Origin of the sequence: Thermosipho melanesiensis BI429, from assembly GCF_000016905.1 — a bacterium.
Lineage (GTDB): Bacteria > Thermotogota > Thermotogae > Thermotogales > Fervidobacteriaceae > Thermosipho > Thermosipho melanesiensis.
On the sequence record NC_009616.1, the window covers coordinates 911263 to 932960 of the forward strand.

A 21698-nucleotide genomic window follows, 5' to 3' on the forward strand; every position below is an offset into this window, starting at 1 on the left:
TTTTATTCCTCCCATAATTTAATAATTTCATTTGATAGTTGTTCTTCATTAATCTGGCTGGTAGAATATTCTTTAATTATTTTTGCTGGTCTGTTTGATAAAACTAATATCCTATCAGAAAGTGATATTGCTTCTTTGATGTCGTGAGTTACAAGTATTGAAGTTATATTTTTTTTGGAAATTTGTTTGTTTATGTCTTTTATTAATTTCCACTTGATATGTATATCTAAGGAAGAAAATGGTTCATCCAGTAACAATAATTCAGGTTCAACTATTAATGCTCGTGCTAGATTAATCCGTTGTTGCATTCCACCGCTGAGTTTGTTTGGATGGAAATCTTTGAATTGGAGTAGTTTAAGTTCGGAAAGTATTTGGTTGATTTTTTCGGGATGGTTTTCTACAAATTCTAAATTTTTAAAAACAGTTTTCCATGGTATAAGCCTGGGTTCTTGAAAAATATATGCAATTTTTTGATAATTTTTTTGTATATTTCCATCATATGATTCAAGTTCTGCTATTATTCTTAAAAAAGTTGTTTTTCCACATCCTGAAGGACCTAATAGTGAGATTTTTTCCCCTTTTTTTATTTCTAAATTTATATTATCTAGAACCTTTAGGCTGTTAAATGATTTATTTAAATTTTTTATTATTAATAACAATTTATCACCCTTTTTGTTATTATTTTTATTAATCTTTCCGTTGAAATTCCCAAAATTACTGCTATTATTGTCAATGCATAGACTTTGGGTGTGTCAACGTATTGTCTAGCCCATGAAATTTGTACACCTATTCCTTCTTTCCCTGCAAGGTATTCTGAAACAATAACTACTTTCCAGAGATTACCGGAAATTACTTCAAGTGCACTTAATAAAAAAGGGATTATGGAACCAAAGTAAATATCTTTTATTATTTTTCCTTTGGGAACGTTATATGTTTTTGCCATTTCTAAAAGTTTTTTATCTGTATTTCTTACTCCTTGTGCTACTGAAAAGGTTACATTTGGAATTAAAGAGAGTGTTGATATAATGATTGGACCCGTAAGGCCAATGCCCCATACAAACATTACAAGTGCAAGCCAAGAGATGATGGGAACAGATTGAATTATTGTAAACGTTGGTCTTAATAATTCAAAGCATTTTTTGCAAATTCCCATTATAAACCCAAAAATTGAACCAAGTGTCAGAGTAAAAAACAACACAAATATTCCCTTAATTAAAGTATTATAAATTGATTCCCATGTATTTTTTGACAAAATTAGAGCAATAAAAATCCTCCCTACTTCCAGTGGAGTAGGGAGTATAATTGGAGATTGAATTATTAATGCCAAAATATACCAAATTATCAAGAATAAAAATATTCCGTATATGAATTTCATTTTAGATAAAACCCTTCATCTGGTACTTTTGGAATACCTTCTTCGTATAATTTATGCATTGTTCTTAAGAATAAATCCACTTCTTCTTTGCAATTTTTTATGTATTTAAATTCCGTTCTTTCGAGTGATTTTTTTAATACAGGCACGGGAATAGGAAAATATTTGCTTGTAATTGCAAGGCTTTCATCGATATGTGAGTTTGCATATTCTACGCTACTTTTAAATATGTTTTCTACTTCGTTAATTGTATTTTTGTAGTTTGAAATATTTCCAATTACGAATAATCCTGCAATAGGTATACCAAATTTTGAACCTGAGATATTATTCCAAACATTTTGAAAATCAAGTACTATTTTTCCGTTTCCCAAACACATAGTTACAAATGGTTCTGGTAAAGCCGCAAAGTGGATTTTCCCAGATTTAAAGAGTGCAACTATTTCTTGAGGAGGAGCATAAGCAAACTTTACGTCAACATCAGGTTTTAAACCTTCTTTGGTTAGTAGATATCTTAATAAAACATCTACTGTTTGGCCTCTTCCATGAGCAGAGTAAACAGTTTGCCCCTTTAGAGATGTTAGGTCCGTGTATTCGGTATTTGCAACGAGATAAAACACTTTCCATTCGTGAACACCAATTAGTTTTATATCTACTCCTTTGGCATATAAATTTGCAGCGGTAGTTATTGGTAAGACTACAAATTTTGCATAACTAGTGGCAACTTTAGCAATCACATCATCTAAATTTTTCCAAAATTCTACAGAAATATCTACATCACCTTTTACTTTTTCACCGATTATTGGAGCAACAGGGAATATGGTGGGGCCAAATGGATTTAACAAAGTGAGTGAAAAATGTATAACTGAAAATAGAAGAAGAATTAAAGTGATTTTTTTCATAACTTTCACCTCCAAGTTAATTATACCATAAAAGAATAGGGCCATTTTTGGCCCTATTGGAGCAGGCGGTGGGACTCGAACCCACACCCTCCTCCTTACCAAGGAGGCGCTCCACCTCTTGAAGCTACGCCTGCAACCAGGAATATTTTAACAAATAAGCATTTAATTGTCAATATTTTCGTCGTTTTCAATTATCTCCAAATTTCCTAAATCTTCCCACATTTTAGCTACTTCGTTAAATTCGGTTTCATCTTCTATAGTGTCCAAAAAGACATTACCTTCTTCATCGGTGGATTTTTTAAAGATATAAAGTTCACCAAAATCTGTAATTTCTTCACCTTCAACAAATATTTCTTCACAAACCCAGTACTGATTTTGTTCATTTTCAAGTTCACCAAGCAGCACAAAGTTGTGTTCGTTTCCTTCTTCATCGTACAAAGTAAATGCCTCTAGATGTTCATGTTCGTGTTCATGATGCTCATGCATAACTTTCAACTCTCCTCTTTTTAAGATTAACTAAGTTAAGTATATCATATTTATTTTTTTTGTATAGTATCATATACCAAATCCAAGGTTTACACTTAAACCAAATGAAGCATCGTCAAATGGAGATAATGTATGTGAAATTGATTTTAGATTTATGTTTAAGTACAAAAAGTGTAAATTTATTTCCGTACCAAAATTGTGTGCAAAAAGGTTGTAAAGGTTTAAATAATCTAAAGCATAATAGGTTTTTAAAATATGAAAATTAATTTCTCCAAAAATTCCTACATTCCAGTTACTATTACTGTCGTCTATTACATATTTCCCCCTTGTTCCAAAGCTAAAGGTTCCATGTGTTTTTAAATATACTGTTATTTCTGGATTTCTGGAAATTTCCAAGTAGCCATTTTCAAAATTAGTTAGTGTTGCTTCAAAGTTACTTACTTCTGTTGTTATGTTGGTACCGTCTGCCAGGTATAATAGATGAAAATCTGACAATAATGTTGCTTTGTATGTTGCAATTGCGGGTTTAATTTGTATGTTATTTATTGATATACCAAAATTTTTTGTTGCAAGACCAAAAGAGTATGATATGCCAAAATTATCATGTTCCAGTTCTCGAGTATTTTCAAAAGGAAGAGCGGTATAGATAGTTGCATTTGCATGAAAATCTAAATTTGCATTTGCAGGTGAAGCAGATGAAGAATAGTTAAAATACAAAACTTGGTCTGTGCTTGTATATAGTACTGGAAGAAAAACAGAAGGGCTGATAAAGAAATTTCCTAAATTTATAGCAATACCAGTATCTAAGAAAACATTAGATTTTAGAAATTTTTCCGAAATTTTGTAAGAAGAGTTTATAAGTGTTGGTTCAATTAAAAATTTCTTAATTTGTTCTGGAATAAAAATATCTATATTTCCATTCAAATAAACATATGGATTAACTGCAAAATTTCCAAGTTTTAATGTTCCAAAAACAGAAGAATTGATTAAAAAATTTGCAGAGAGATTGTTTATTTCATTCAAGTTAATAACTTGTTCCCCGAAAAATTTGTTTATACTTTCAGCTGAAAGAATGTCCTGATTAAATAGCAAGTTACCTGAGAAATTTACACTAATTAAATAGAACTCCTTGCTAAAAATTATTCCGTCGTTTCTGTACAAATCAAAAGGATTAATTACATTTGGAAATGAAACAATTGTTATAAAGATTAGGAATAAAATAATCTTTTTCATATTTACTCCCTCCCTTCAAGACTAATGTTTGTTGCAACTGTAAGGTCTAAAACTATGTAAGGTGCAATATCTAATACTCCTTCTTGATTGAACTCAAAATAAATGTCTTTTGGTAATAATATGGAGAGTGTAGAAGGATTTAGCAAATTAAGAAAATCTTCATGAGAAAGTGATAGTATAGGTGTACTTTCCGCAAGTGCAAATTCTTTATCTAGAATTTTTACTTTTGCGTTTATTCCAGTTGTATTTTTCCATTCTGCAAATTTAAGTGTTGCAGAATCTAATATGTCTACTAAATCTTTAAGATCTGAAATATCAATAGTTTCTTCAAAAATAGGAGTATCTGTTAGAGGAGTTCCAGATAAAGGTAGTATTAAAGTTGCATCTAGACCAAATATAGAGGTTTTAGTTAAAATACCACTATCAGTAGTTAAGGATGCCGCAAAAGTTATTGGCGAAGCGTTCTTTATTAATTGGTTTAAAATGGGGCCAATATCGATTTCGTCTCCATTTTTGAGTTCTACTAATTCCCCGGAAATAAGCAAGGATAAAGTAGAATCGATGGTGGTGTCAGTTGAAAGATATTTAATTGGCATGGAAATTTCTGTTTCAAAATTTTTCAAAATGCTTGCCGCATCATCGTTTGAAGAAAAGTCAATAAAAGTAAGTTCAGGTAATATTCCTATTTTTTGAGATTTTACATTGAAGTTATCGATTTCAAATTCTGGAATGGTTGCGGAAATCTCTATTCCATATATTTCGCTTTTTTTAACATTTGATATTATAGGATTCCCAGTTGCCTCAATTGTTATTGAAATACTATCCATTGATGAAAAATCTATTGTTTTTACAGTGTTTGAAATACTTTCTGTTCCTTTTCCAGAAATTGGTATATCTTTATTTTCAAGGAAATTAGATTGTATTTTTAAAGTTAGATCTGATATGTTTGTTGCCGCATAATCAAGCTGTATTAAGACAGTTGCATCTGCTGTGTTCAAATAATCTTTTAATTCGTGTGGGAAGTTGAATAATATTTCATGTTTTGAATTTGATAATAAGCTATTTGAAATTTTTGCTTGACTTATCTCAAAGTCATCTGAAAGCGAAGATGTAAAACTAATAGTATTATTATCTACATCTCCAGAAACAAATTGTAATGTAAACGTAGCTGGTAATGAAATATTTGATAAGTCTAATGCAATTGAATTACCTAAAACGAATAAATTACTTGTATTTGTTCCATCGTTTATTAATCCTGTTGCATCAATATTTGTTAGTCCGGAAAAGTTTATGTACAAAGTTCCCGTTCCAATTTCAGTTTCCAATATTTCCTCGGGGAGTGCTATATATTGTTCTAAGTTTACAGGATAATTCTTTATTTTTTCTATTGATATATTAGGAGTGATTGTGTAACTTACCGGAGTTGTTAGATCAATATCTGCGTTATTACCAGATAGTGTTATTGTGGCTTCTATATTTAAAGGGATATCAGCACTAATTTTTTTGTTTTGGTCAAATGTTACGGGATTTCCTTGTGCAATAATTTCTGAATTAGATTTTACAATAATTTCAGTATTAATGTTTACGTTAGTTGCTTCAAGATTAAATGAAGTATCTAAAGTTCCGAATAAGTATAAGTTCCATATTTTGTTGTCGATGTTTATAGGTGAAAGACTTTTATGGATACTTACATTTTCTATATTTAATCCATTTCCTCTGTTTATATTTACAGAGGATAACACCATGCTTATATCTAAATTTCCCGGTGTAGTTCCAGTGTATGTTGCAACTAATGTGAGTGTATCTCCGTTGTTTAAGGTGAGATTTTGTATCAAACTATTATCCACAAACTTTTGGTCATTTATTAGAATTTCTAGCTCCACTTTAGATACATCTATTTCTGTTGAATTTTTGTTGATGTTTAGAAGAGCTTCTAAAATATTTATAGAGGAGAATTTATCTGTAGAAAATGGAATATCTAATATGAAACTCCCATTGTAGAGAGTAATACTTGTTGATAATAGTGTAATATCTCCTATGTTTATAGAATCGATATCAAGTGTATCTGTTAATGGTTGAAATTCAGGTAGTATAATTTGATCGCTTATGCTGAGGTTTGATATATCAGCTATGGAGAAAGAGAAACTTATAGATGTGGCAAAATCTGATAAGTTTTGTTTTATGGTTTGATTAAGTTCTTCCAGCATTTTTGCGGGGGAAAATTCTATTGATGTAGCATAACTGAGTGTAATTGGATTTTCATTTGAAACGTAAAAACCCATGTCTTCAAATTTTTTAATTAATGGATTAGCAAATTCTGCAAGCGAAGTTTTTATTGTTGTTATGGGAAATTCAAGATGTTTTGAATAATTAATGTTAACATTTTTGGGGAGTCTTTCGGGAATTTTCAGACCACAAGACCAAACTATGAAAATTAATACTATAACTAAAATCATTAAGATAATTTTTTTCATACTTACCACCTCCAAGTGTTAACTTTCAAATTTGGGTTTTATAAATTCATCCCAGTATGCGGCAATAAATATAAGTAAGGGTACGGCAAGAAAGATTCCAACTAATCCAAAGATTTGATTTACTATTATGATTGATATTATCATTAACACAGGGTTGAGGTTTAAGTGCATTTTCATAACGTTTACAAAAATTACAAACAAACCTAAATGAATTGCAATTACAAATAAATTAACTATTATAAATCCTTTTATTCCTAATGTTAGTGAAAATAGAAACACTGGTATATATTCAAAAAAAACACCAACAATGGGTATTAAATTAGTTATTCCTGCCCAAAAAGAGAGTATAATTGCCATATCTTTAAAGTAAAAACTTGAAAGAATGTAAAATGCTATGGCTGTGATAACTGCGTTTATTATTACAACATCAACAAAGCTTGATAACGCAGAATAGACTTTTTCAAGGAAATTTTCGCAAATATTTCTAATATATTTTGGAAAAATGTTTGGAAGAGATTTTTTTAGCCATGAAGAGTATAGAAGGGTGTATATTGTAAGAAGAACGGAAAAAAATATGGTAACGAAGAATGTAGGAGTACCTTTTGCTATTTTATCTAGAAAAAAGTTGGTAAGTTCATTTAACTTGGGTTGTATCCATTCCATAAGGTCATTGATACCAGACAATAGTTCGGGATTTTTTTTAATGTAAGTTTCCCAAGATTTGTTTTCAAAGACGTAATTTATGGTTGAAATAAAACTTCCAAATTGTTCTGTTGCCACTGGTATTATTAATATTATACCATAAATTATCAAAAAAAAGTAAATAACAAGGCCAACGATTATTGCTGGTTTTCCTTTGATTTTCAAAAAGTTGAGAAACCTTGCAATTAAGTTTACTATTAAAACTGACATAAGCGTAAAAACGAAAACATTTAATACAGAATCAAAAATTATACAAGTGATTAAAAATATGAGTGCATATATTCCAACATAGATGGAGGCCAAAGTTTTTTTATCCTTCATAGAATATTTTCCTCCTTGAAATATTTGGTTCGAAGTATTTTCTAATTTCTTCTATATTTTTTGTTTTTCCCATTACAACCATTAGTTTAATTTTGGCTTTTTGTCCAATTGGATGCTCACTCATTATTGCACCTTTTTTTCTAAGATAAGCTCCTCCACCTTTGTAACCGTAAACCGGATATACTCTACCTTTGAAGCATCTAGATGTAACAACTACAGGTATCCCATCATTTACGAGTTCTTCAACTGCATCGGCAACATTTGGTGGAACATTACCACGACCAAATCCTTCTAAAACAATTCCCTGGTATCCAATTTCTTTAGCATATCTTAGTAAATTTCCATCATCACCAGTAAAGGTTTTTATTAAGGCAATTTTCTCCTCTATTTTATCGACCAAAATTTTTTCTCTTGTAAGTGATTTACGGAAGAAGATTACGTTATCTTCATCTACTATACCCAAAGGACCATATCCTGGAGAATCGAATGTTGCTACATTGCTTGTGTATGTTTTTGTTACTTCTCTTGCAGCGTGGATTTCGTCATTGAGGCACACCATTACACCCATTTCATGTGCCTGTGGAGATAATACAGTAAGAACAGAAGAATATACATTTCTTGGACCATCAGTACCAAGCTCTCCGATATTTCTCATAGCAGCCGTACAGACAACGGGTTTATCACTTTTTAAGGTTAAATCCAGTAAGTACGATGTTTCTTCCAATGTGTCAGTACCATGTGTAACAACAATACCGATTACGTTTCTATCTAAGAGAATACCATCAATTCTTTTTGATAAGTTCCACATATCAATTGGTGTCATATGGGGGCTTGGAATATTAGAAAATTCCATTAATTCAACATTGACACCAATGTTTTTTAATAAAGGGATTTCGCTTATTAATAAGTTTCCTTTTTCGTAAGGAACAACTCCATTTTCGTTTTTTACCATTGCAATAGTTCCACCTGTAGAGACTATTACTACTTTTTTCATAAATGGTACCTCCTTTTAACCTTACTTCCTGCATATATTCCGAATATGAATCCACCAATGTGTGCCCAATATGCAATGCCAGTTCCCGTTATGTTTGCAAAAGTTCCGTTTACTATCTGTATTAAAAACCACACAAATAAAAATATTACTGCGGGGATTTCAATTAAAAATGGTATAAACCAGATTATCAATGTAACAATTTTAGAATACCAAAATTGGACAAAATATGCTCCCATAACAGCTGATATGGCTCCTGATGCACCCACAAGCGGATATAGGGAAAAAGAATTAAAAAGCATATGAAAGAAAAGGGCGAATAATCCTCCAGAGATATAAAATATAGTGTATTTAAAATGACCTAATCTATCTTCTACATTGTCTCCAAATATCCATAAAAACCACATATTTCCCAAAAGATGTGACCAACCGCCATGTATAAACATATGGGATATGAATGGAACAATGGGGTTAGATTTAAGTAAAAGTTGGTAATAATCCCACTTCCTTAGTAATATAGGGTTTGAAGTTAGTACATGTGTGTATCTAATAGGTAATACCCCGTAATTGTAGAAAAACATTATCAGCTTTTCATTTGAAAGAAATATCTCGTAAAAAAATATGAGTACGTTTATAAAGATAATAAAATATGTAACGTACGGTTTTTTTCTACTGGGAATAGTATCATATAAAGGGAACATTTTTCCTCCTCCTTCTTATGGTATACCATTTAATCTAATATATAAAAGTTGCCAAATTTTTGCTAATATAAAAGAACAAAATGCAAATATCAGAAGTACTATTATTGCAATATTTCCCCTTTTCAACTTATCCCCCTTTTAATATTCCAAGAAATTCATGTGTGATTAACGAAAATGTATATATACCTCGTGGAGAAGGGAGAAAATCTAGAAAGTTTTTTCTAAGGTCTATAGGATAATCACACACAACTGGAATTATATTGCTTTGTGTGTATTTTTCAAATAACATTTTAGCCCTTTTCATATGAAGAAAGGAAGTTACAAGGATTATATTTGGATCTTTTGTGATTTTTGAGACATTTTTAGCATTTTCTTTTGTGGTTCTAGATGTATTTTCTGTAATAATATCGTCTTTTGAAACGCCAAGTTTTATTAAAAAATCTTTCATTACATCAGCTTCTCTTATTCCGTCACCTATCACACCGCCTGCTACTACTATTTTTAACCTTTTTTCTTTGTAGATTTCCCAGCCTTTTAAAAGTCGTTTTAAGGTGTGTGTGCCAATCTCAATATTATTTGCATAGTTTACTATTCCACCACCTAATACTACTATTGTACCATCTTTTGGTATTGGTTTTGTATCTACTATAAATAGTTTTGAAATAAAGAAGTTGAATATGGGGGTTGAAATAACATAAAGTGTAATTGAAAGAATAATAAAAAATCGCCAAATATGGCGCTTTTTTATTAAAAAGTATATGGAAATTATAAAAAATAAAAGAATTAATATTCCTGGAAATTGTACCATACTGCCTACAGTTTTGTATATATAAATCATCTTTCTCCTCCAAAAAAGAATTTTCTTTCAGCTATTTCATCCATATTTTTATTTTCCTTCCGTTGTTGTTCTATGCGGAATTTTTGTATTGCTCTTTCTTTTAATTTTTCGAAGGACATTCTTTCTTTTCTTTTTTCCAAATATTCTTTTAAGATTTTTTGTTCTAAATTTTCAACATGCTCAAGTTTTTTGTATAGATTTTCTAAATATAGCTCCCCATTTTGTTTTATTTCTAATAACATATGTAAATAGTTTCCCTGAATTTTTTTTCCAATAAACTCATTTTCTAGATTGTCTAGATATTTTCTGTTTTTTTCTATTTCGTTTAATAAATTTTCTTTTTCCTTCCTTACCTTAAATAATTCCTGCTTTCTTAGTTCTTCCTCTTTTATTGCAATATCAAGTAATTTTTGTAATCTAAATTTCATAGTCTTCCAGGAAATTCGTTAGTATTTTTACGTATAGTTCTAATATTTTTTTGCTTTCATCAGAAAAGTTTATTCCTGAAAAATTATCAATAGAGATACTTCCCACTACCTTATTTCCTATTTTAAACACTCCTAGTAAAGGTCTGAATTTTTCGTCGAACATGCCATATTTTTTAAACGTATCAGCCAATGGACTTGTTTGTACAAGTTCTTTAGCATTGTCAATTTCGAATACAATAAATCCTTTGTTTATCTTTTTTTCTATTTTTTTTCCATAAGATGTTTTCTCTGGAGGAAATTCAAGCTTTTCTGCATCTTTGTATCCAATTTCCGCTACACATTTATATTTGTTATCTTTTATTAACCAGACAGTCCCTTTTTCCGCTTCAGGAATTATTTCTACTATATCTTTTAAGACTTTCTTTAAGAAAGAATAAATGTCGATCTTTTTCCAAGAAACCACAGCTTCAACCAATTTTTCAAGGGTTGTATAGTATTTTTTTCTTTTTGCTTCGTTTTCCATTTTTTCTAATACATTTTCTATTTTTGGTAGAACAATAGGAGTTATATAATTTACTAATTTTAAGAAATTTGGTAAACTTCTAATAACTAATCTATATTCACTTAACGGAATAACGATATATTTTTCACCGGATACTGTAAATTCCTTTATATCATTTTTTTGCATGGCTTTTGTACATACTTTTTCTGGAAAATAAGTTTTTAAAATTTCATTATTTTTAAGCAGAGCGTAATCTCCTATCTTTATTTTTTCGTGTATTTTTTCTATAAGTAATTCCATAAAGAAATCTTTGCTTTCTATGTTTGAAAGCAGAAGTTCTCTTATAATCTCAGATATTTTCAAATTAGTAGATAATATTACATCATTAAAATACCTTTTTGTTTCGTCAAGTTCAATACCTGCAACACCATATGTTCCATCTCCCAATCTAATAGGCATAATGGTAACTCTAAAATATTTTCCATCGTATTCTTTTTCGAATTCCTGTTTTTTCTTAGTTTTTATTGCAGTTTCTTCAATTTTGTAACTTGTTGTATCATTAAAGAGTTTTTCATCTGTTTTTCCAATTACTTTTCTATCATCTAAACCGTAAGTTTTTTTCCATTCTCTGTTTATCCAAATATATTTGTGTTTGTTATCTTTAATAAATGCTGGTGATGGTAATCTTTCGAAAAATTGTTGTAAATAGAATAAGTGTCTCATACTACCTCCTCCATTCTTACTGGTACTATTGTTGAGATATCATCTGTTTTTGTAATACCAACCATTATATCCGCCGCCTCCATGACAATTTTTTTATGAGTAATGATAATTATTTGTGCTTTCGAATTTTTTAGTAACATTTTAAAACGTTCTGCGTTAAATTCATCTAATGGAGCATCTGGTTCATCAAGTACATAAAAAGCACTTGGTTGTGCTTGAAGAAGTGACATGAGAAGAGCAAGACCCACAAGCGCTTTTTCGCCGCCGGATAAAAGTTGAAGTTTTTGAGATCTTCCATCTCCTTTGGTTATAATTATTTCAATACCACTTTCTAAGATGTTTTCTTTATCAAGCAACCTTATATCACCTTTTCCACCAAAAAACAGTTCTTTTATGTAATTTTTAAATGTTTTTTTAATAATATTAAATGTGTTCATGAATATTTGAGTTGCTTCTTCATCTGTTTTTTCGATTAGTTCTATTATTTTTTGTTTTGCATCTTCTAGATCTTTTTTTTGTTTTTCAAGAGTTTCTAATTTTTGGGAAACTTCTTGGTATTCTTCTTCTGCTTCAAAATCAACTGGTCCAATGTATTTTAGTTTTGTCTCTATAGTTTCCATTTCTTTTTTTAACATATCAATTTCTTCACTCGAAAGTTTAACTTCTTTCCTGTATTTTTCGTCTATGTTCTCTATTTTTAGTCTTACTTTTTGTAATTCTAGTTCTGTTGAATGGATTTCTTCTCTTAATTCTTCTGTTTCTGTTCTTAGCTTTTCCATTTCACTCTCTAGTGTTTCAAGTTCTTTTAGCTTGTTATTTTTTCCGTCTTTATCTTCGTTCATATTTTTGAAAAGTGCTTCTGTTTCTTCTTTTAGCGTTTTTAGTTCTTTTTCTATTTCTTCTATTGAGTTTTCAAGTTCTTCTATTTTTTCCTTTTCGTATTTTGTTTCATTTGTAATTGTAGAAATTTCAATTTCTATTTCATCTTTTCTATTTGATAGTCTTTTCAATTCTCCTTCGTATTGTATTTTTCTTTCGTTTAAACCTCTTAAGTTAGATTGAAGCTCTAGATACGATTCATTTATCTTTTCTATTTTTTCTTTATCTTCGTACATTTCCTTATTTGTGTTTTCTAATGTTAATTTTAATGTTTTTAAAAGATAGGTTGAGTTTTTTATTTCATCATCTATTATATTTATTCTTTCTTCCACTCCGCTTAGTCTTAAGGTAGTATTACTTAGTATTTTTTCTAAGTTTGTAATTTCTTTATTTAGTTCATTTTGAGATTTAACAAGTTCTTGAAGCATCCTTTTTGCAGATGAACTTTTACTGTTTATTTCTAAAAACTCAGAATTAATTACTTCATTGTATTTTCTAAGTTCGTTTATTTCATCTTTTAATTGAGAAATTTTTGCACTAGTTTTTTCTTCAAGTTGGAAAATATTTTCCAACTCTTCTTTCAATTTTTCAAGTTGTTTTTTTCTCGATAGTGGTGATATATGTTCAGATTTTCCACCTGTTATTGTTCCTGAATTGCTAATTAATTCTCCGTCTAAAGTTGCAATCCTAAAGTCGTATTTTTTCTTTATTTCAACTGCTAAATCTATATTTTCAACTATTATGTCATTACCAAAAAGAAAATTTAATAGTTTTTCTTTTTCATCTACTTTGATGGTTACTATATTCTTTGCAAAAATAGCATTTTTTGGAAGAATGGAATTTTTCGAAAATATACGTATTAAATCAAGTGGAATAATTGTTATTCTACCTATTTTTTGTTCTTTTGCAAATTGTAATATTTTTTTTGCAACTTCTGAATTTTCCACAACTATATGTTGCATTCTTCCACCTAATAATGCTTCGATCGCTTCTACATACTTTTTGTCTACATCAATTATATTTGCAACTACATCTATTATTCCCGGAAATTTTTCTTTGTTTTCAAATATTTTCTTTATTGCAAAAGAAAAACCTTGGTATTCTGAGATATTTTTTTTGATTATCGATATTTCAGATTGTATTTCTTTTTTTCTGTGAATTAGTTTTTCTAAGTTTTCTTTTAAATATTCTCTTTCTTGATTTAAGGAATCAGTTTTTTCTTTAATTGTTTTAATTTCTTCAAGAAGGCTTTTTGTTTTTTGGTCATATTTTTCTGCATTTTCGGATAATTCCTTTATTTCTTTATCTAGATCTTTTTTTCTTTCATACTTTATCTCTAGTTGTTCTTTTATCATTGAGATTCGTTCTTTTAGGTCATTTACGGAATTATAAAGTGATTTTTTTTCGTTTTCCAATTTATGTATATTTTTTTCAATTTCATCATATTCGTTTTTTTTCTTTAAGTATTCCATTTCTTTTGTTGAGTATTTCGAAAGTAATGTATTTCTTTCTTCTTCAATTTTTGATAACTCAGTTTCTTGTTTATTTATTTCTAGTATTAAGGAGTCGAAGATTAATGAAATTTCCTGTTCACGGTCTTTAATTCTTTTTAGCTCATCTTTTAGAGAATCAATTTTTGTCATTTTTTCAACGTATATATTTTTTAAATCATTTAATCTATCTGTATAGGAGTTTTTAAGTTCAAGAAGCTGATTTTGACGTATTTTTTGAGTTTCAAGTAGGGAGGTAAAATTTTCCATCTTTTTGTTTATTTTGTTAAATTCTTCCCTTAAAATATTCCATCTACTTTCTGTTTCGGCAAGAGATTTTAGTTTGGTTTTAAGAAGGGCTTTTAGATTTTTGTGTTTTTTGTCAAGTGATTCTAGTTTTTTCTTTTCAAAATAATATATTCCACCAAAATACCTTATCTTTATCTCTTCTAATTTTTGAGAGTACTCTTTGAATTTTTCCGCTTTTTTAACTTTGATGTATAGACTTTTTTTGTTTTTTTCTATTTCGTAAATAACATCCTTAATTCTTTCAATATTTGTTTCAGTACCGGCAAGTTTTGAGAGAGCTTCCTTTTTTCTTTCGATGTATATAGATGTACCTGCAGCATCTTCAAATATTTTCTTTAACTCATCTGGAGTTGACATTGCTATCTTGTCTATTTTTCCTTGTCCTATTATTGATACCATACCATTTGCACCAAATAAAGCGGTTATGTCTTTAAGGCGTGCTTTTTCACCGTTTATGTAATATGTATTTTCTCCTGAGGAGGTTAATTCTCTAGCAATTTTGTATTCTTCTCCATTGAAATTAAAACTTAATTCAACAAAAGCGCTCCGTGAAGATGAAAGCTTTTTACTACCTTTGAATATAATGTCAAATTTTTCAGATGCACGTAGGTTTTTTAGGGAATGTTCTCCCAAAACCCATTGAATGGCCTCTACAATGTTAGATTTTCCGGAACCATTGGGTCCCACAATTGCCGTTATATTTGGGGATATTGGAATTTTTGTTGGTTTTCCAAAAGATTTGAAACCTTTCAAAAAGATTCCCTTAAGTAAAATGCTCAAATTTTGAGCCCTCCTACTTTTTCTTTGAACTTTTGTGAAAAATTAATTATATCCCCCGCACCAGCAAATATGTAAACGTTGTCTGGTTCGATTTCAATATCGAGTATATCTTCAATATTTGATAAGAACGTTGCATTTATTTCATCTGCTATTATTTTTGCACTTATTTTGCCTACTTTTTCAAAAGCCCCATATACTTCTGTTATGTAAACTTTATCAGCTATCGATAGCGCCTTTGCAAATTCTTTCCATTCTCTCTTTAACCTTGTAAATCTATGTGGTTGAAATATAATTTGTATTTTTTTATTTTTAAATACTTCCTTTGCGGTTAGAAGTAAGCTTTTAATTTCAATTGGTGTGTGTGAGTAATCATCTATTATTGTTATTTCTTCGTTTCTATATATTTGAAATCTTCTTCCGGGCAAAACAAAATCTTCAAAGGCTTTTAAAACTGCACTTTTTTCGTATCCCAATTCGAAACATAAAGCAATCACAGATAATGCATTTAAAACATTATGAATTCCAGGTACGTTCAATAAAAAATTTTTTATTCCATAAGGTGTTAAAATCTTCACTTTTTGTTTATATCCCATTTTTTCTATCGAAAGTATTTTATAATCAGCATTTTTAAGACCAAAAGTGATGGAGTTTTTTTCGATATTGTTTTCGGAGTTCGATATACATATTTTAGCATTTTTACAAGATTTTTCAAAACAATAGTTATAATGCTGTAAACTTTCGAAGTTCTCAATGTGATCGTATCTTATGTTAGTTATTATTAAAAAATCAGCGTTGTAATTTTCAAATCCTGGTTGACTTTCATCCATTTCAAATACGGAAATGTTTCCACCTTTGCGGTAATTTCTGTATTCAAGCATAGGATGCGTAGATCCCAAAAACACAGTGGGATTTTCCTCTAATTTCAAGAGTACATGTGACATCATAGATGTGGTAGTAGTTTTACCGTCAGTTCCAGTTATTCCTATTTTTTTGTATGGTTTTAGTATATTTATATGATGCTCTAATCTTGAAATTATCTTTATATTTTTTTCCCTTGCTTTTAAGATTTCTGGATTTGTTTCAGGAACTGCCGGTGTTCTAACTATTAAATCCACATTATCTATATTTTCAGGCGCATGTTTACTAAAGATTTTTATTCCGAGATTCTCTAAAAATTTTGTCCTTTCTGTGGAAAAAGGATCTGTTCCTGAAACCTTGTTTCCCAACAAGTGTTCGTGAATTGCTTGAGCACTCATTCCAATTCCACCAATTCCCAAAAAGTGAATTTTCATTTTAACACCTCTTTTGCAATTTCTTTTGCGATAATAGTTGCGGGGTTTTCTTTTTTAATTATCTTTCTTTCTCTTGATGAAAGAATTTTAATCTTATCTATTAGATTGTTTAAATCTAGATCTTTTTCCCTTACCACAAAACCTAAATTACCTTTTTCAATTTCCTTTGCATTTTCAATTTGATGTGATTCTGTAGCACCTTCCCATGGTATAACAATGGATGGAACTTGGAAATATAGAAGTTCGCTCACAGTTGTTGCTCCACCTCTTGTAATGGCACAGTTTACCGATTGATAATAATCTGCCATGTTCTCTATATAATCTATCGCCCTTAAGTTTTCCTCAAGGCATTTTATATTTTTCCCACCTGTTGATAATATAAATTGTAAATCTTTCATTTTTTTTGCTAATTTACAAGCAAGCTCGTTTAAAAATTCGCTTCCTCCGCTTCCACCAATGATTAAGACTGTTTTTTTATCAAAATTGAGTAATTTTTTTTGGTGGATAAATATTGGATTTCCGCTGACAAATACTTCTCTTTCAAAGTATTTTTTGGAGCTTTCAAATGAGACAAAGACTTTATCAGCTATTTTTGACAGTTTGAGATTGGTAAGACCTGGGATTACGTTTTGTTCGTGGATATACAACAAAAATCCCAATTGTTTTGCTGTAACCCCAACAGGGTATGACACATATCCTCCAGTGACAAATGCAATATCGGGTTTAAAATCTTTAAGTGCTTTTTTTACGATGTTTTTTGCATTTAGAATTTTTAAAATTCTCTTGATGTTTCCAAAAGAATAAAGAGGTCTAATAAGACCTTTTACATCTAAAGATACAGTTTTAAAGTTGTAATCTTTCAAAACTTTTTCTTCGAGTTTTCCCTTGACTGTGAAGTATAAAACATCAATAGGGGTAATTTTTTGAAGCTCGTTTAAAGTTGCAAGTGCTGGATATAAATGTCCCCCTGTTACCCCGCCTGCTACCGCTATCTTAATCATTACCCCACACCAAATTTCTTGGAATTTTTCCTTCCAATGCATCTATTACATTTTCGGCTACCATTATTGACATCTTTTCCCTTGTTTCATATGTTGCTGAACCAATGTGTGGTAGCAACACTACGTTATCTAATTTTTCCAAACCAGACGTTAATTTTGGTTCGTTTTCATAGACATCAAAACCTGCACCTGCAATCTTTCCTTCTCTTAAAAATTCATACAATGCCTTTTCGTCGACCACAGGTCCCCTTGCTGTGTTAATAAGTATAGAAGTTGGTTTTAAAAGTGAAAGTTTTTCGCTATCTAGTAAATGATAAGTTTCTTTTGTTAAAGGAGTGTGTATTGAGATGTAATCGCTTTCTTTTAAGAGGGTTTCGAGTTCCACGTATTTTGCATTGTATTTATAGTCATCATCTACTTTTTTTCTGTTGTGATAAAGTATTTTCATACCAAACCCCATTGCTCTTCTTGCTACAGCCTTTCCTATTCTTCCCATTCCAATTATTCCAATAGTTTTTCCGTATATTTCATGGCCAAGAAAGAGATGGGGTTTCCACCCTTCAAATTTTCCTTCTCTTACAAATTTGTCTGCTGGAATGATTTTTCTTGCCACTGCTAAAATTAATGCCCATGCAATATCTGCTGTTGCTTCCGTTAAAACGTCTGGTGTATTTGTTACATATATCCCCTTTTTCTTTGCGTATTCAACATCTATGTTGTTATATCCCACAGCGTAATTTGCTATTATTTTTAAATTTTTTCCAGCATCTATAAATTCCCTATCTACAGGATCTCTTAATTGGGTAATGACGGCATCTACATTTTTAACTTTTTCCATCATTTCTTTTTTTGTTAAAAACTTTTCACCTTGGTATACTTCTATTTTAAATTTTTTTTGTAACATTTTAATGCCTGCATCAGGTATTTTGTAAGTAATAAATACTTTCATTGCTTTACACCTCCTGATAAATTATATCATTATTTCACAAATTTTGAATTTAGAAATTTTATTTGAATTTTTTCTTTATTTTTGTTAAATTCTGTTATACTTTAATTAGTAAAAAATTATAGAAGGTGATGATTATGAAAAGTAGAGATGTTTTGAAGTCAAATTGGCGGGCAATTACAAATACTGATAGGGAAAAGGGAATAGAAAAACCTGAGGTTGAAAAAACATGTGAAGGTGTGATTTTACTTCCAAAATTTGATTTAGGACATAAGTCCTTTTTTCAAACAATAAAAGAAAGAAAAAGTATAAGGAGATTTTCTAATGAGGCTTTATCTTTAAAAGAACTTTCGTTTTTGTTGTGGACATCGTACGGCGTGAGGAAATATGTAGAAACAAGGAAGGTAGTTTTTAGAACGGTCCCATCTGCAGGAGCAACTCATCCTTTTGACGTTTACGTTATGGTTTTTAACGTTAAAGGGCTTGATGCGGGAATATATAGATATTCTGGGTTAAAACATGGTTTATGTAAGGTAAAATTGGGAGACTTTAGAAAAAGTATTGTCGATGCTACTTTGGGTCAAAAATTTGTGAGAGAAAGTGCCGTTGTTTTTGTGTTGGTTGCTGTGCCATATAGAACTGAATGGAAGTACAAACAGGAGTCTTATAAGACAATTGCAATTGATGCGGGCCATGTTTGTCAAAATATTTATTTGGCTTCTACCAGCATTGATTGTGGAACGTGTGCCATTGCAGCATATGACCAAGAAAAAATGGATGGACTTATAGGTGTAGATGGAAATGAGGAATTTGTTGTGTATTTTGCGCCAATTGGAAAGCTAACTTGAAGGAGGATGTGTGATGAAAAAGTGTATTTTATTAGTTCTAATAGTGATATCTGTTTTTTTGTTTTCTGAAAGTTTGTATTTTGAGCATGCGACGGTATACTATCCTGATGGATATGAAGGACTTGCGATAAGGATTGGTATGGAATTTGAAAATATAAGAGATTATGTAGTAAAAATGTTTGATAATGATCCAGGTAGGGTGAATATATTTATAAAGCCAAAGAAGACTATTACCAATGGGTATGCAGATCCACTTCAAAAAAATACAATTGTTATATATACTTGGCATCCAACGGGGTATGTATATAATTATCTGCCACTAGATCATTGGTACAGGTATTTACTTATTCATGAATTTACACATATAGTTACTTTAAAACCAAGAGAAGGATACCTAAAGATTTTATCGGATTTTGGAATACCGTATTATCCGGATTTAGGTGTATTTTCCTTTGAAGCACCAACTGTATTTTCAGAATCTCAGTTTTCTGAAAATTCTGGAAGGTTGAGAAATCCCCTTGTTTCGCAGTATCTTTTTGCAACTTTTAAAGACGATTTACCAGAAGATAGCATTCCCAATGATTTTAGAGTTGGGCAAGTATATTACAATGCAAATGGAGGATTCTTTGAGTATATAAAGGAAAAATATGGTATGGAAAAAGTAAATGCCTATTTAAAAGATGTAATGAGTACATCATATTCTTATCCTGAAATAATGTTGTACTATTCCGTGCCATATTTGTCGTTTTTAAGATTTTCAATGTTATTTGAAGACAAATTTCAAAAACATTTTGGAAGTTCTTATGAAGAAGAATTATCTAATTGGTTGGAAAACATAAAAAAAGATTATTACATAGATAATTACGAAAAGTTAGTTTATGAAGGAAAAAATGAAAGAATATACAAGGTGGAAAAAGAAGGAAATAGTTTGTATATTTTAAAGAGTAAGTTTGGAGCAGTTTCAGGATATTTGGGTTATCCTCAAAACAAATTGATAGTTGTTGAAGATGGCAAAGTAGAAAAAGAATACAATTTATCTGCTTTGGATTTTAGAGTGGAAAGTGGAAAGATATATGCGCTTTTGGGTGGTAAGGTAATGGAGATATGGGAAGTAACGGAAAACAAAAAGATAGCCGAAGGTTTTATTTCTGCTTTTGATGTGGAAAATGGAGAGGTTATTTATGCAATATACGATGATAAAACTGATACTTCAACTATTGTCGGGATTGGTGATAGAAAGATACAGGTGAATGGATTTGTTAGAAGCTTGGTGTTTAACGGAGTTAACTTTTATTATTTGGTTGGAAATTCTCTTTATAGACTTAGTAAAAATGCAACAGAAGATTTACTGGATAACTATTATTTGAAAGGTGCTTATTTAAAAAAACATAAAGGGAAAGTATACTTAGTTATGAAATATCAAGAAAATATGGAATTATTTGATGCAGATACATTTAAAAAGTTGACTAATGAGAAAGCGATATTTGACGGTTTAGTAGATGGAGACAATGTGATTTACATAAGCTATACAAAAGATGGTATGGGAGTATACAAAACAACAATTTTGCAAAAAGAAGAATACGCATTGTCTAGGGTAAATGAAAAAGAAACGTTGAATGCGAGTTATAGAAAAACAAATTGGATAGAAGATAAAATCTATAGTATTACTCCATCGGTGGTTGCTCCTGTGTTTTATTTTTCAAATCTTTATCCAATGTATAATTTTGAAGGCTGGGGAATTGGAAGTATTTTTGATTTTAAACCTTCTGTTGACTCTGATTTAGTCTTGGCCCCCTTTTATGTTAATATTAATTATAACGATGTGTCATTGGAGTTTGATGTTGATAATTATGGGGTAGCTTATGCATTATCCATGCAGGATGAAAGGGGAAGTTTCATAAGTGCAGGAGTTGTTATGAATAATAAACCTAATTTTTATGGAATAACGTTTTTAGAATATATGCCTTTTGTAAAAAAAGTGGCATGTGATAAGACATTTTATTTGCAAACTTCTGTTGAACTTTTTTATACTTTAAACTATAACTTTATAAGTTTTACTCCGAATATAGGTATTAATTTTGGCGATAAAAATATTGGAAGTTATGGTTCAATAAACGTAACTAAAATGGCTACTGATACTACTTTTTACCCGCTTTTGGGAAGTTATTTTCTAAATATTTTTAATCAAATCACTTACAGTTATATAGATGTGAATTACGATGCTAAAGATGTTAGATATAAGTTGCTGCTGCTTTCAAATATAATTTCATTTTATAAGCAAGCTGGTGTTGGTATAGGTGTTGTCGGAAAAAATTTTGTTCCAAGCTTTTTAGGGTATGTCTTTTTTGGATTTCCAAATAGTAATATAATGTATTTACAGGGAGGAATAAAACTGACACCAAACGATGGTAAATGGAATTTGTTTTTTGGTGTAAGCTTAAAACCACATTTTTTTAATTATGTGTCTGATATAATGTGAGGTG

Annotated in this window: 18 protein-coding genes and 1 tRNA gene; 2 read left to right on the forward strand and 17 right to left on the reverse strand. The window is 30.1% G+C overall.

The features are described 5' to 3' along the window. Positions 1-2 precede the first annotated feature (2 nt). The 17 genes from TMEL_RS04565 to TMEL_RS04645 form a co-directional block, all read right to left on the reverse strand. Positions 3-659: an ABC transporter ATP-binding protein gene (locus TMEL_RS04565; protein ID WP_012057098.1), complete on the reverse strand. Its 657-nt coding sequence runs from the start codon at positions 657-659 to the stop codon at positions 3-5. After that, the gene (locus TMEL_RS04570; protein WP_012057099.1) at positions 650-1375 is read right to left on the reverse strand and encodes an ABC transporter permease; all 726 of its coding nucleotides are present in this window, start codon (positions 1373-1375) and stop codon (positions 650-652) included. Before TMEL_RS04570 ends, TMEL_RS04565 begins: the two co-directional genes overlap by 10 nt. After that, the gene (locus TMEL_RS04575) at positions 1372-2271 is read right to left on the reverse strand and encodes an ABC transporter substrate-binding protein (protein ID WP_012057100.1); all 900 of its coding nucleotides are present in this window, start codon (positions 2269-2271) and stop codon (positions 1372-1374) included. Before TMEL_RS04575 ends, TMEL_RS04570 begins: the two co-directional genes overlap by 4 nt. Positions 2272-2328: 57 nt before the next feature. Further along, positions 2329-2405, reverse strand: a tRNA-Thr gene (locus TMEL_RS04580). Positions 2406-2433: 28 nt separating this feature from the next. Then, positions 2434-2757: a DUF1292 domain-containing protein gene (locus TMEL_RS04585; protein WP_012057101.1), complete on the reverse strand. Its 324-nt coding sequence runs from the start codon at positions 2755-2757 to the stop codon at positions 2434-2436. A 69-nt stretch (positions 2758-2826) separates the two neighbouring features. After that, on the reverse strand, positions 2827-3990 hold the full coding sequence (locus TMEL_RS04590; RefSeq protein ID WP_012057102.1) for a hypothetical protein: 1164 nt from the start codon (positions 3988-3990) through the stop codon (positions 2827-2829). A 2-nt stretch (positions 3991-3992) separates the two neighbouring features. Further along, positions 3993-6464: an LptM family lipoprotein gene (locus tag TMEL_RS04595; protein ID WP_012057103.1), complete on the reverse strand. Its 2472-nt coding sequence runs from the start codon at positions 6462-6464 to the stop codon at positions 3993-3995. Positions 6465-6482: 18 nt separating this feature from the next. Next, positions 6483-7487 carry an AI-2E family transporter gene (locus tag TMEL_RS04600; protein ID WP_012057104.1) on the reverse strand — a complete coding sequence of 335 codons (1005 nt, stop codon included), beginning with the start codon at positions 7485-7487 and terminating at the stop codon, positions 6483-6485. Next, the gene (locus TMEL_RS04605) at positions 7477-8481 is read right to left on the reverse strand and encodes an asparaginase (RefSeq protein WP_012057105.1); all 1005 of its coding nucleotides are present in this window, start codon (positions 8479-8481) and stop codon (positions 7477-7479) included. Before TMEL_RS04605 ends, TMEL_RS04600 begins: the two co-directional genes overlap by 11 nt. Beyond that, positions 8478-9179 (reverse strand): rhomboid family intramembrane serine protease, encoded by a 702-nt coding sequence (locus tag TMEL_RS04610; RefSeq protein WP_012057106.1) that lies wholly within the window; start codon positions 9177-9179, stop codon positions 8478-8480. Before TMEL_RS04610 ends, TMEL_RS04605 begins: the two co-directional genes overlap by 4 nt. A gap of 127 nt (positions 9180-9306) precedes the next feature. Continuing rightward, positions 9307-10017, reverse strand: a complete 711-nt coding sequence (locus TMEL_RS04615; RefSeq protein WP_012057108.1) for a YdcF family protein — start codon at positions 10015-10017, stop codon at positions 9307-9309. Then, entirely contained in the window at positions 10014-10445 is a 432-nt protein-coding gene (fliJ, locus tag TMEL_RS04620; RefSeq protein WP_012057109.1) for a flagellar export protein FliJ, read from the reverse strand. Before fliJ ends, TMEL_RS04615 begins: the two co-directional genes overlap by 4 nt. Then, the gene (locus TMEL_RS04625; RefSeq protein ID WP_012057110.1) at positions 10435-11670 is read right to left on the reverse strand and encodes a PAS domain-containing protein; all 1236 of its coding nucleotides are present in this window, start codon (positions 11668-11670) and stop codon (positions 10435-10437) included. Before TMEL_RS04625 ends, fliJ begins: the two co-directional genes overlap by 11 nt. Then, on the reverse strand, positions 11667-15128 hold the full coding sequence (gene smc / locus TMEL_RS04630; protein WP_012057111.1) for a chromosome segregation protein SMC: 3462 nt from the start codon (positions 15126-15128) through the stop codon (positions 11667-11669). The genes TMEL_RS04625 and smc overlap by 4 nt, the downstream gene beginning before the upstream one ends. Then, the gene (gene murC / locus TMEL_RS04635; protein ID WP_012057112.1) at positions 15125-16420 is read right to left on the reverse strand and encodes a UDP-N-acetylmuramate--L-alanine ligase; all 1296 of its coding nucleotides are present in this window, start codon (positions 16418-16420) and stop codon (positions 15125-15127) included. Before murC ends, smc begins: the two co-directional genes overlap by 4 nt. Beyond that, positions 16417-17421, reverse strand: a complete 1005-nt coding sequence (locus TMEL_RS04640; RefSeq protein ID WP_012057113.1) for a UDP-N-acetylglucosamine--N-acetylmuramyl-(pentapeptide) pyrophosphoryl-undecaprenol N-acetylglucosamine transferase — start codon at positions 17419-17421, stop codon at positions 16417-16419. The genes murC and TMEL_RS04640 overlap by 4 nt, the downstream gene beginning before the upstream one ends. Continuing rightward, a complete protein-coding gene (locus tag TMEL_RS04645) occupies positions 17414-18370 on the reverse strand; it encodes a 2-hydroxyacid dehydrogenase (protein WP_012057114.1) in 957 nt (318 codons plus the stop codon). The genes TMEL_RS04640 and TMEL_RS04645 overlap by 8 nt, the downstream gene beginning before the upstream one ends. A 134-nt stretch (positions 18371-18504) precedes the next feature. Between TMEL_RS04645 and TMEL_RS04650 the strand changes: the two genes are divergently transcribed. Together TMEL_RS04650 and TMEL_RS04655 are read left to right on the forward strand one after the other, a co-directional pair. Then, positions 18505-19215, forward strand: coding sequence for a SagB/ThcOx family dehydrogenase (locus TMEL_RS04650; RefSeq protein WP_012057115.1), 711 nt, complete (start codon positions 18505-18507; stop codon positions 19213-19215). A 13-nt stretch (positions 19216-19228) separates the two neighbouring features. Continuing rightward, positions 19229-21694 carry a hypothetical protein gene (locus TMEL_RS04655; RefSeq protein WP_012057116.1) on the forward strand — a complete coding sequence of 822 codons (2466 nt, stop codon included), beginning with the start codon at positions 19229-19231 and terminating at the stop codon, positions 21692-21694. The last annotated feature ends 4 nt before the right edge of the window (positions 21695-21698 follow it).

What these genes read in the sequence shown, in the direction of transcription:
- TMEL_RS04570 (WP_012057099.1), bottom strand. Translation starts at nt 1,375, where the DNA reads ATGAAATTCATATACGGAATATTTTTATTCTTGATAATTTGGTATATT.
- TMEL_RS04575 (WP_012057100.1), bottom strand. Translation starts at nt 2,271, where the DNA reads ATGAAAAAAATCACTTTAATTCTTCTTCTATTTTCAGTTATACATTTT.
- TMEL_RS04585 (WP_012057101.1), bottom strand. Translation starts at nt 2,757, where the DNA reads ATGCATGAGCATCATGAACACGAACATGAACATCTAGAGGCATTTACT.
- TMEL_RS04590 (WP_012057102.1), bottom strand. Translation starts at nt 3,990, where the DNA reads ATGAAAAAGATTATTTTATTCCTAATCTTTATAACAATTGTTTCATTT.
- TMEL_RS04595 (WP_012057103.1), bottom strand. Translation starts at nt 6,464, where the DNA reads ATGAAAAAAATTATCTTAATGATTTTAGTTATAGTATTAATTTTCATA.
- TMEL_RS04600 (WP_012057104.1), bottom strand. Translation starts at nt 7,487, where the DNA reads ATGAAGGATAAAAAAACTTTGGCCTCCATCTATGTTGGAATATATGCA.
- TMEL_RS04605 (WP_012057105.1), bottom strand. Translation starts at nt 8,481, where the DNA reads ATGAAAAAAGTAGTAATAGTCTCTACAGGTGGAACTATTGCAATGGTA.
- TMEL_RS04610 (WP_012057106.1), bottom strand. Translation starts at nt 9,179, where the DNA reads ATGTTCCCTTTATATGATACTATTCCCAGTAGAAAAAAACCGTACGTT.
- TMEL_RS04615 (WP_012057108.1), bottom strand. Translation starts at nt 10,017, where the DNA reads ATGATTTATATATACAAAACTGTAGGCAGTATGGTACAATTTCCAGGA.
- fliJ (WP_012057109.1), bottom strand. Translation starts at nt 10,445, where the DNA reads ATGAAATTTAGATTACAAAAATTACTTGATATTGCAATAAAAGAGGAA.
- TMEL_RS04625 (WP_012057110.1), bottom strand. Translation starts at nt 11,670, where the DNA reads ATGAGACACTTATTCTATTTACAACAATTTTTCGAAAGATTACCATCA.
- murC (WP_012057112.1), bottom strand. Translation starts at nt 16,420, where the DNA reads ATGAAAATTCACTTTTTGGGAATTGGTGGAATTGGAATGAGTGCTCAA.
- TMEL_RS04640 (WP_012057113.1), bottom strand. Translation starts at nt 17,421, where the DNA reads ATGATTAAGATAGCGGTAGCAGGCGGGGTAACAGGGGGACATTTATAT.
- TMEL_RS04645 (WP_012057114.1), bottom strand. Translation starts at nt 18,370, where the DNA reads ATGAAAGTATTTATTACTTACAAAATACCTGATGCAGGCATTAAAATG.
- TMEL_RS04650 (WP_012057115.1), top strand. Translation starts at nt 18,505, where the DNA reads ATGAAAAGTAGAGATGTTTTGAAGTCAAATTGGCGGGCAATTACAAAT.
- TMEL_RS04655 (WP_012057116.1), top strand. Translation starts at nt 19,229, where the DNA reads ATGAAAAAGTGTATTTTATTAGTTCTAATAGTGATATCTGTTTTTTTG.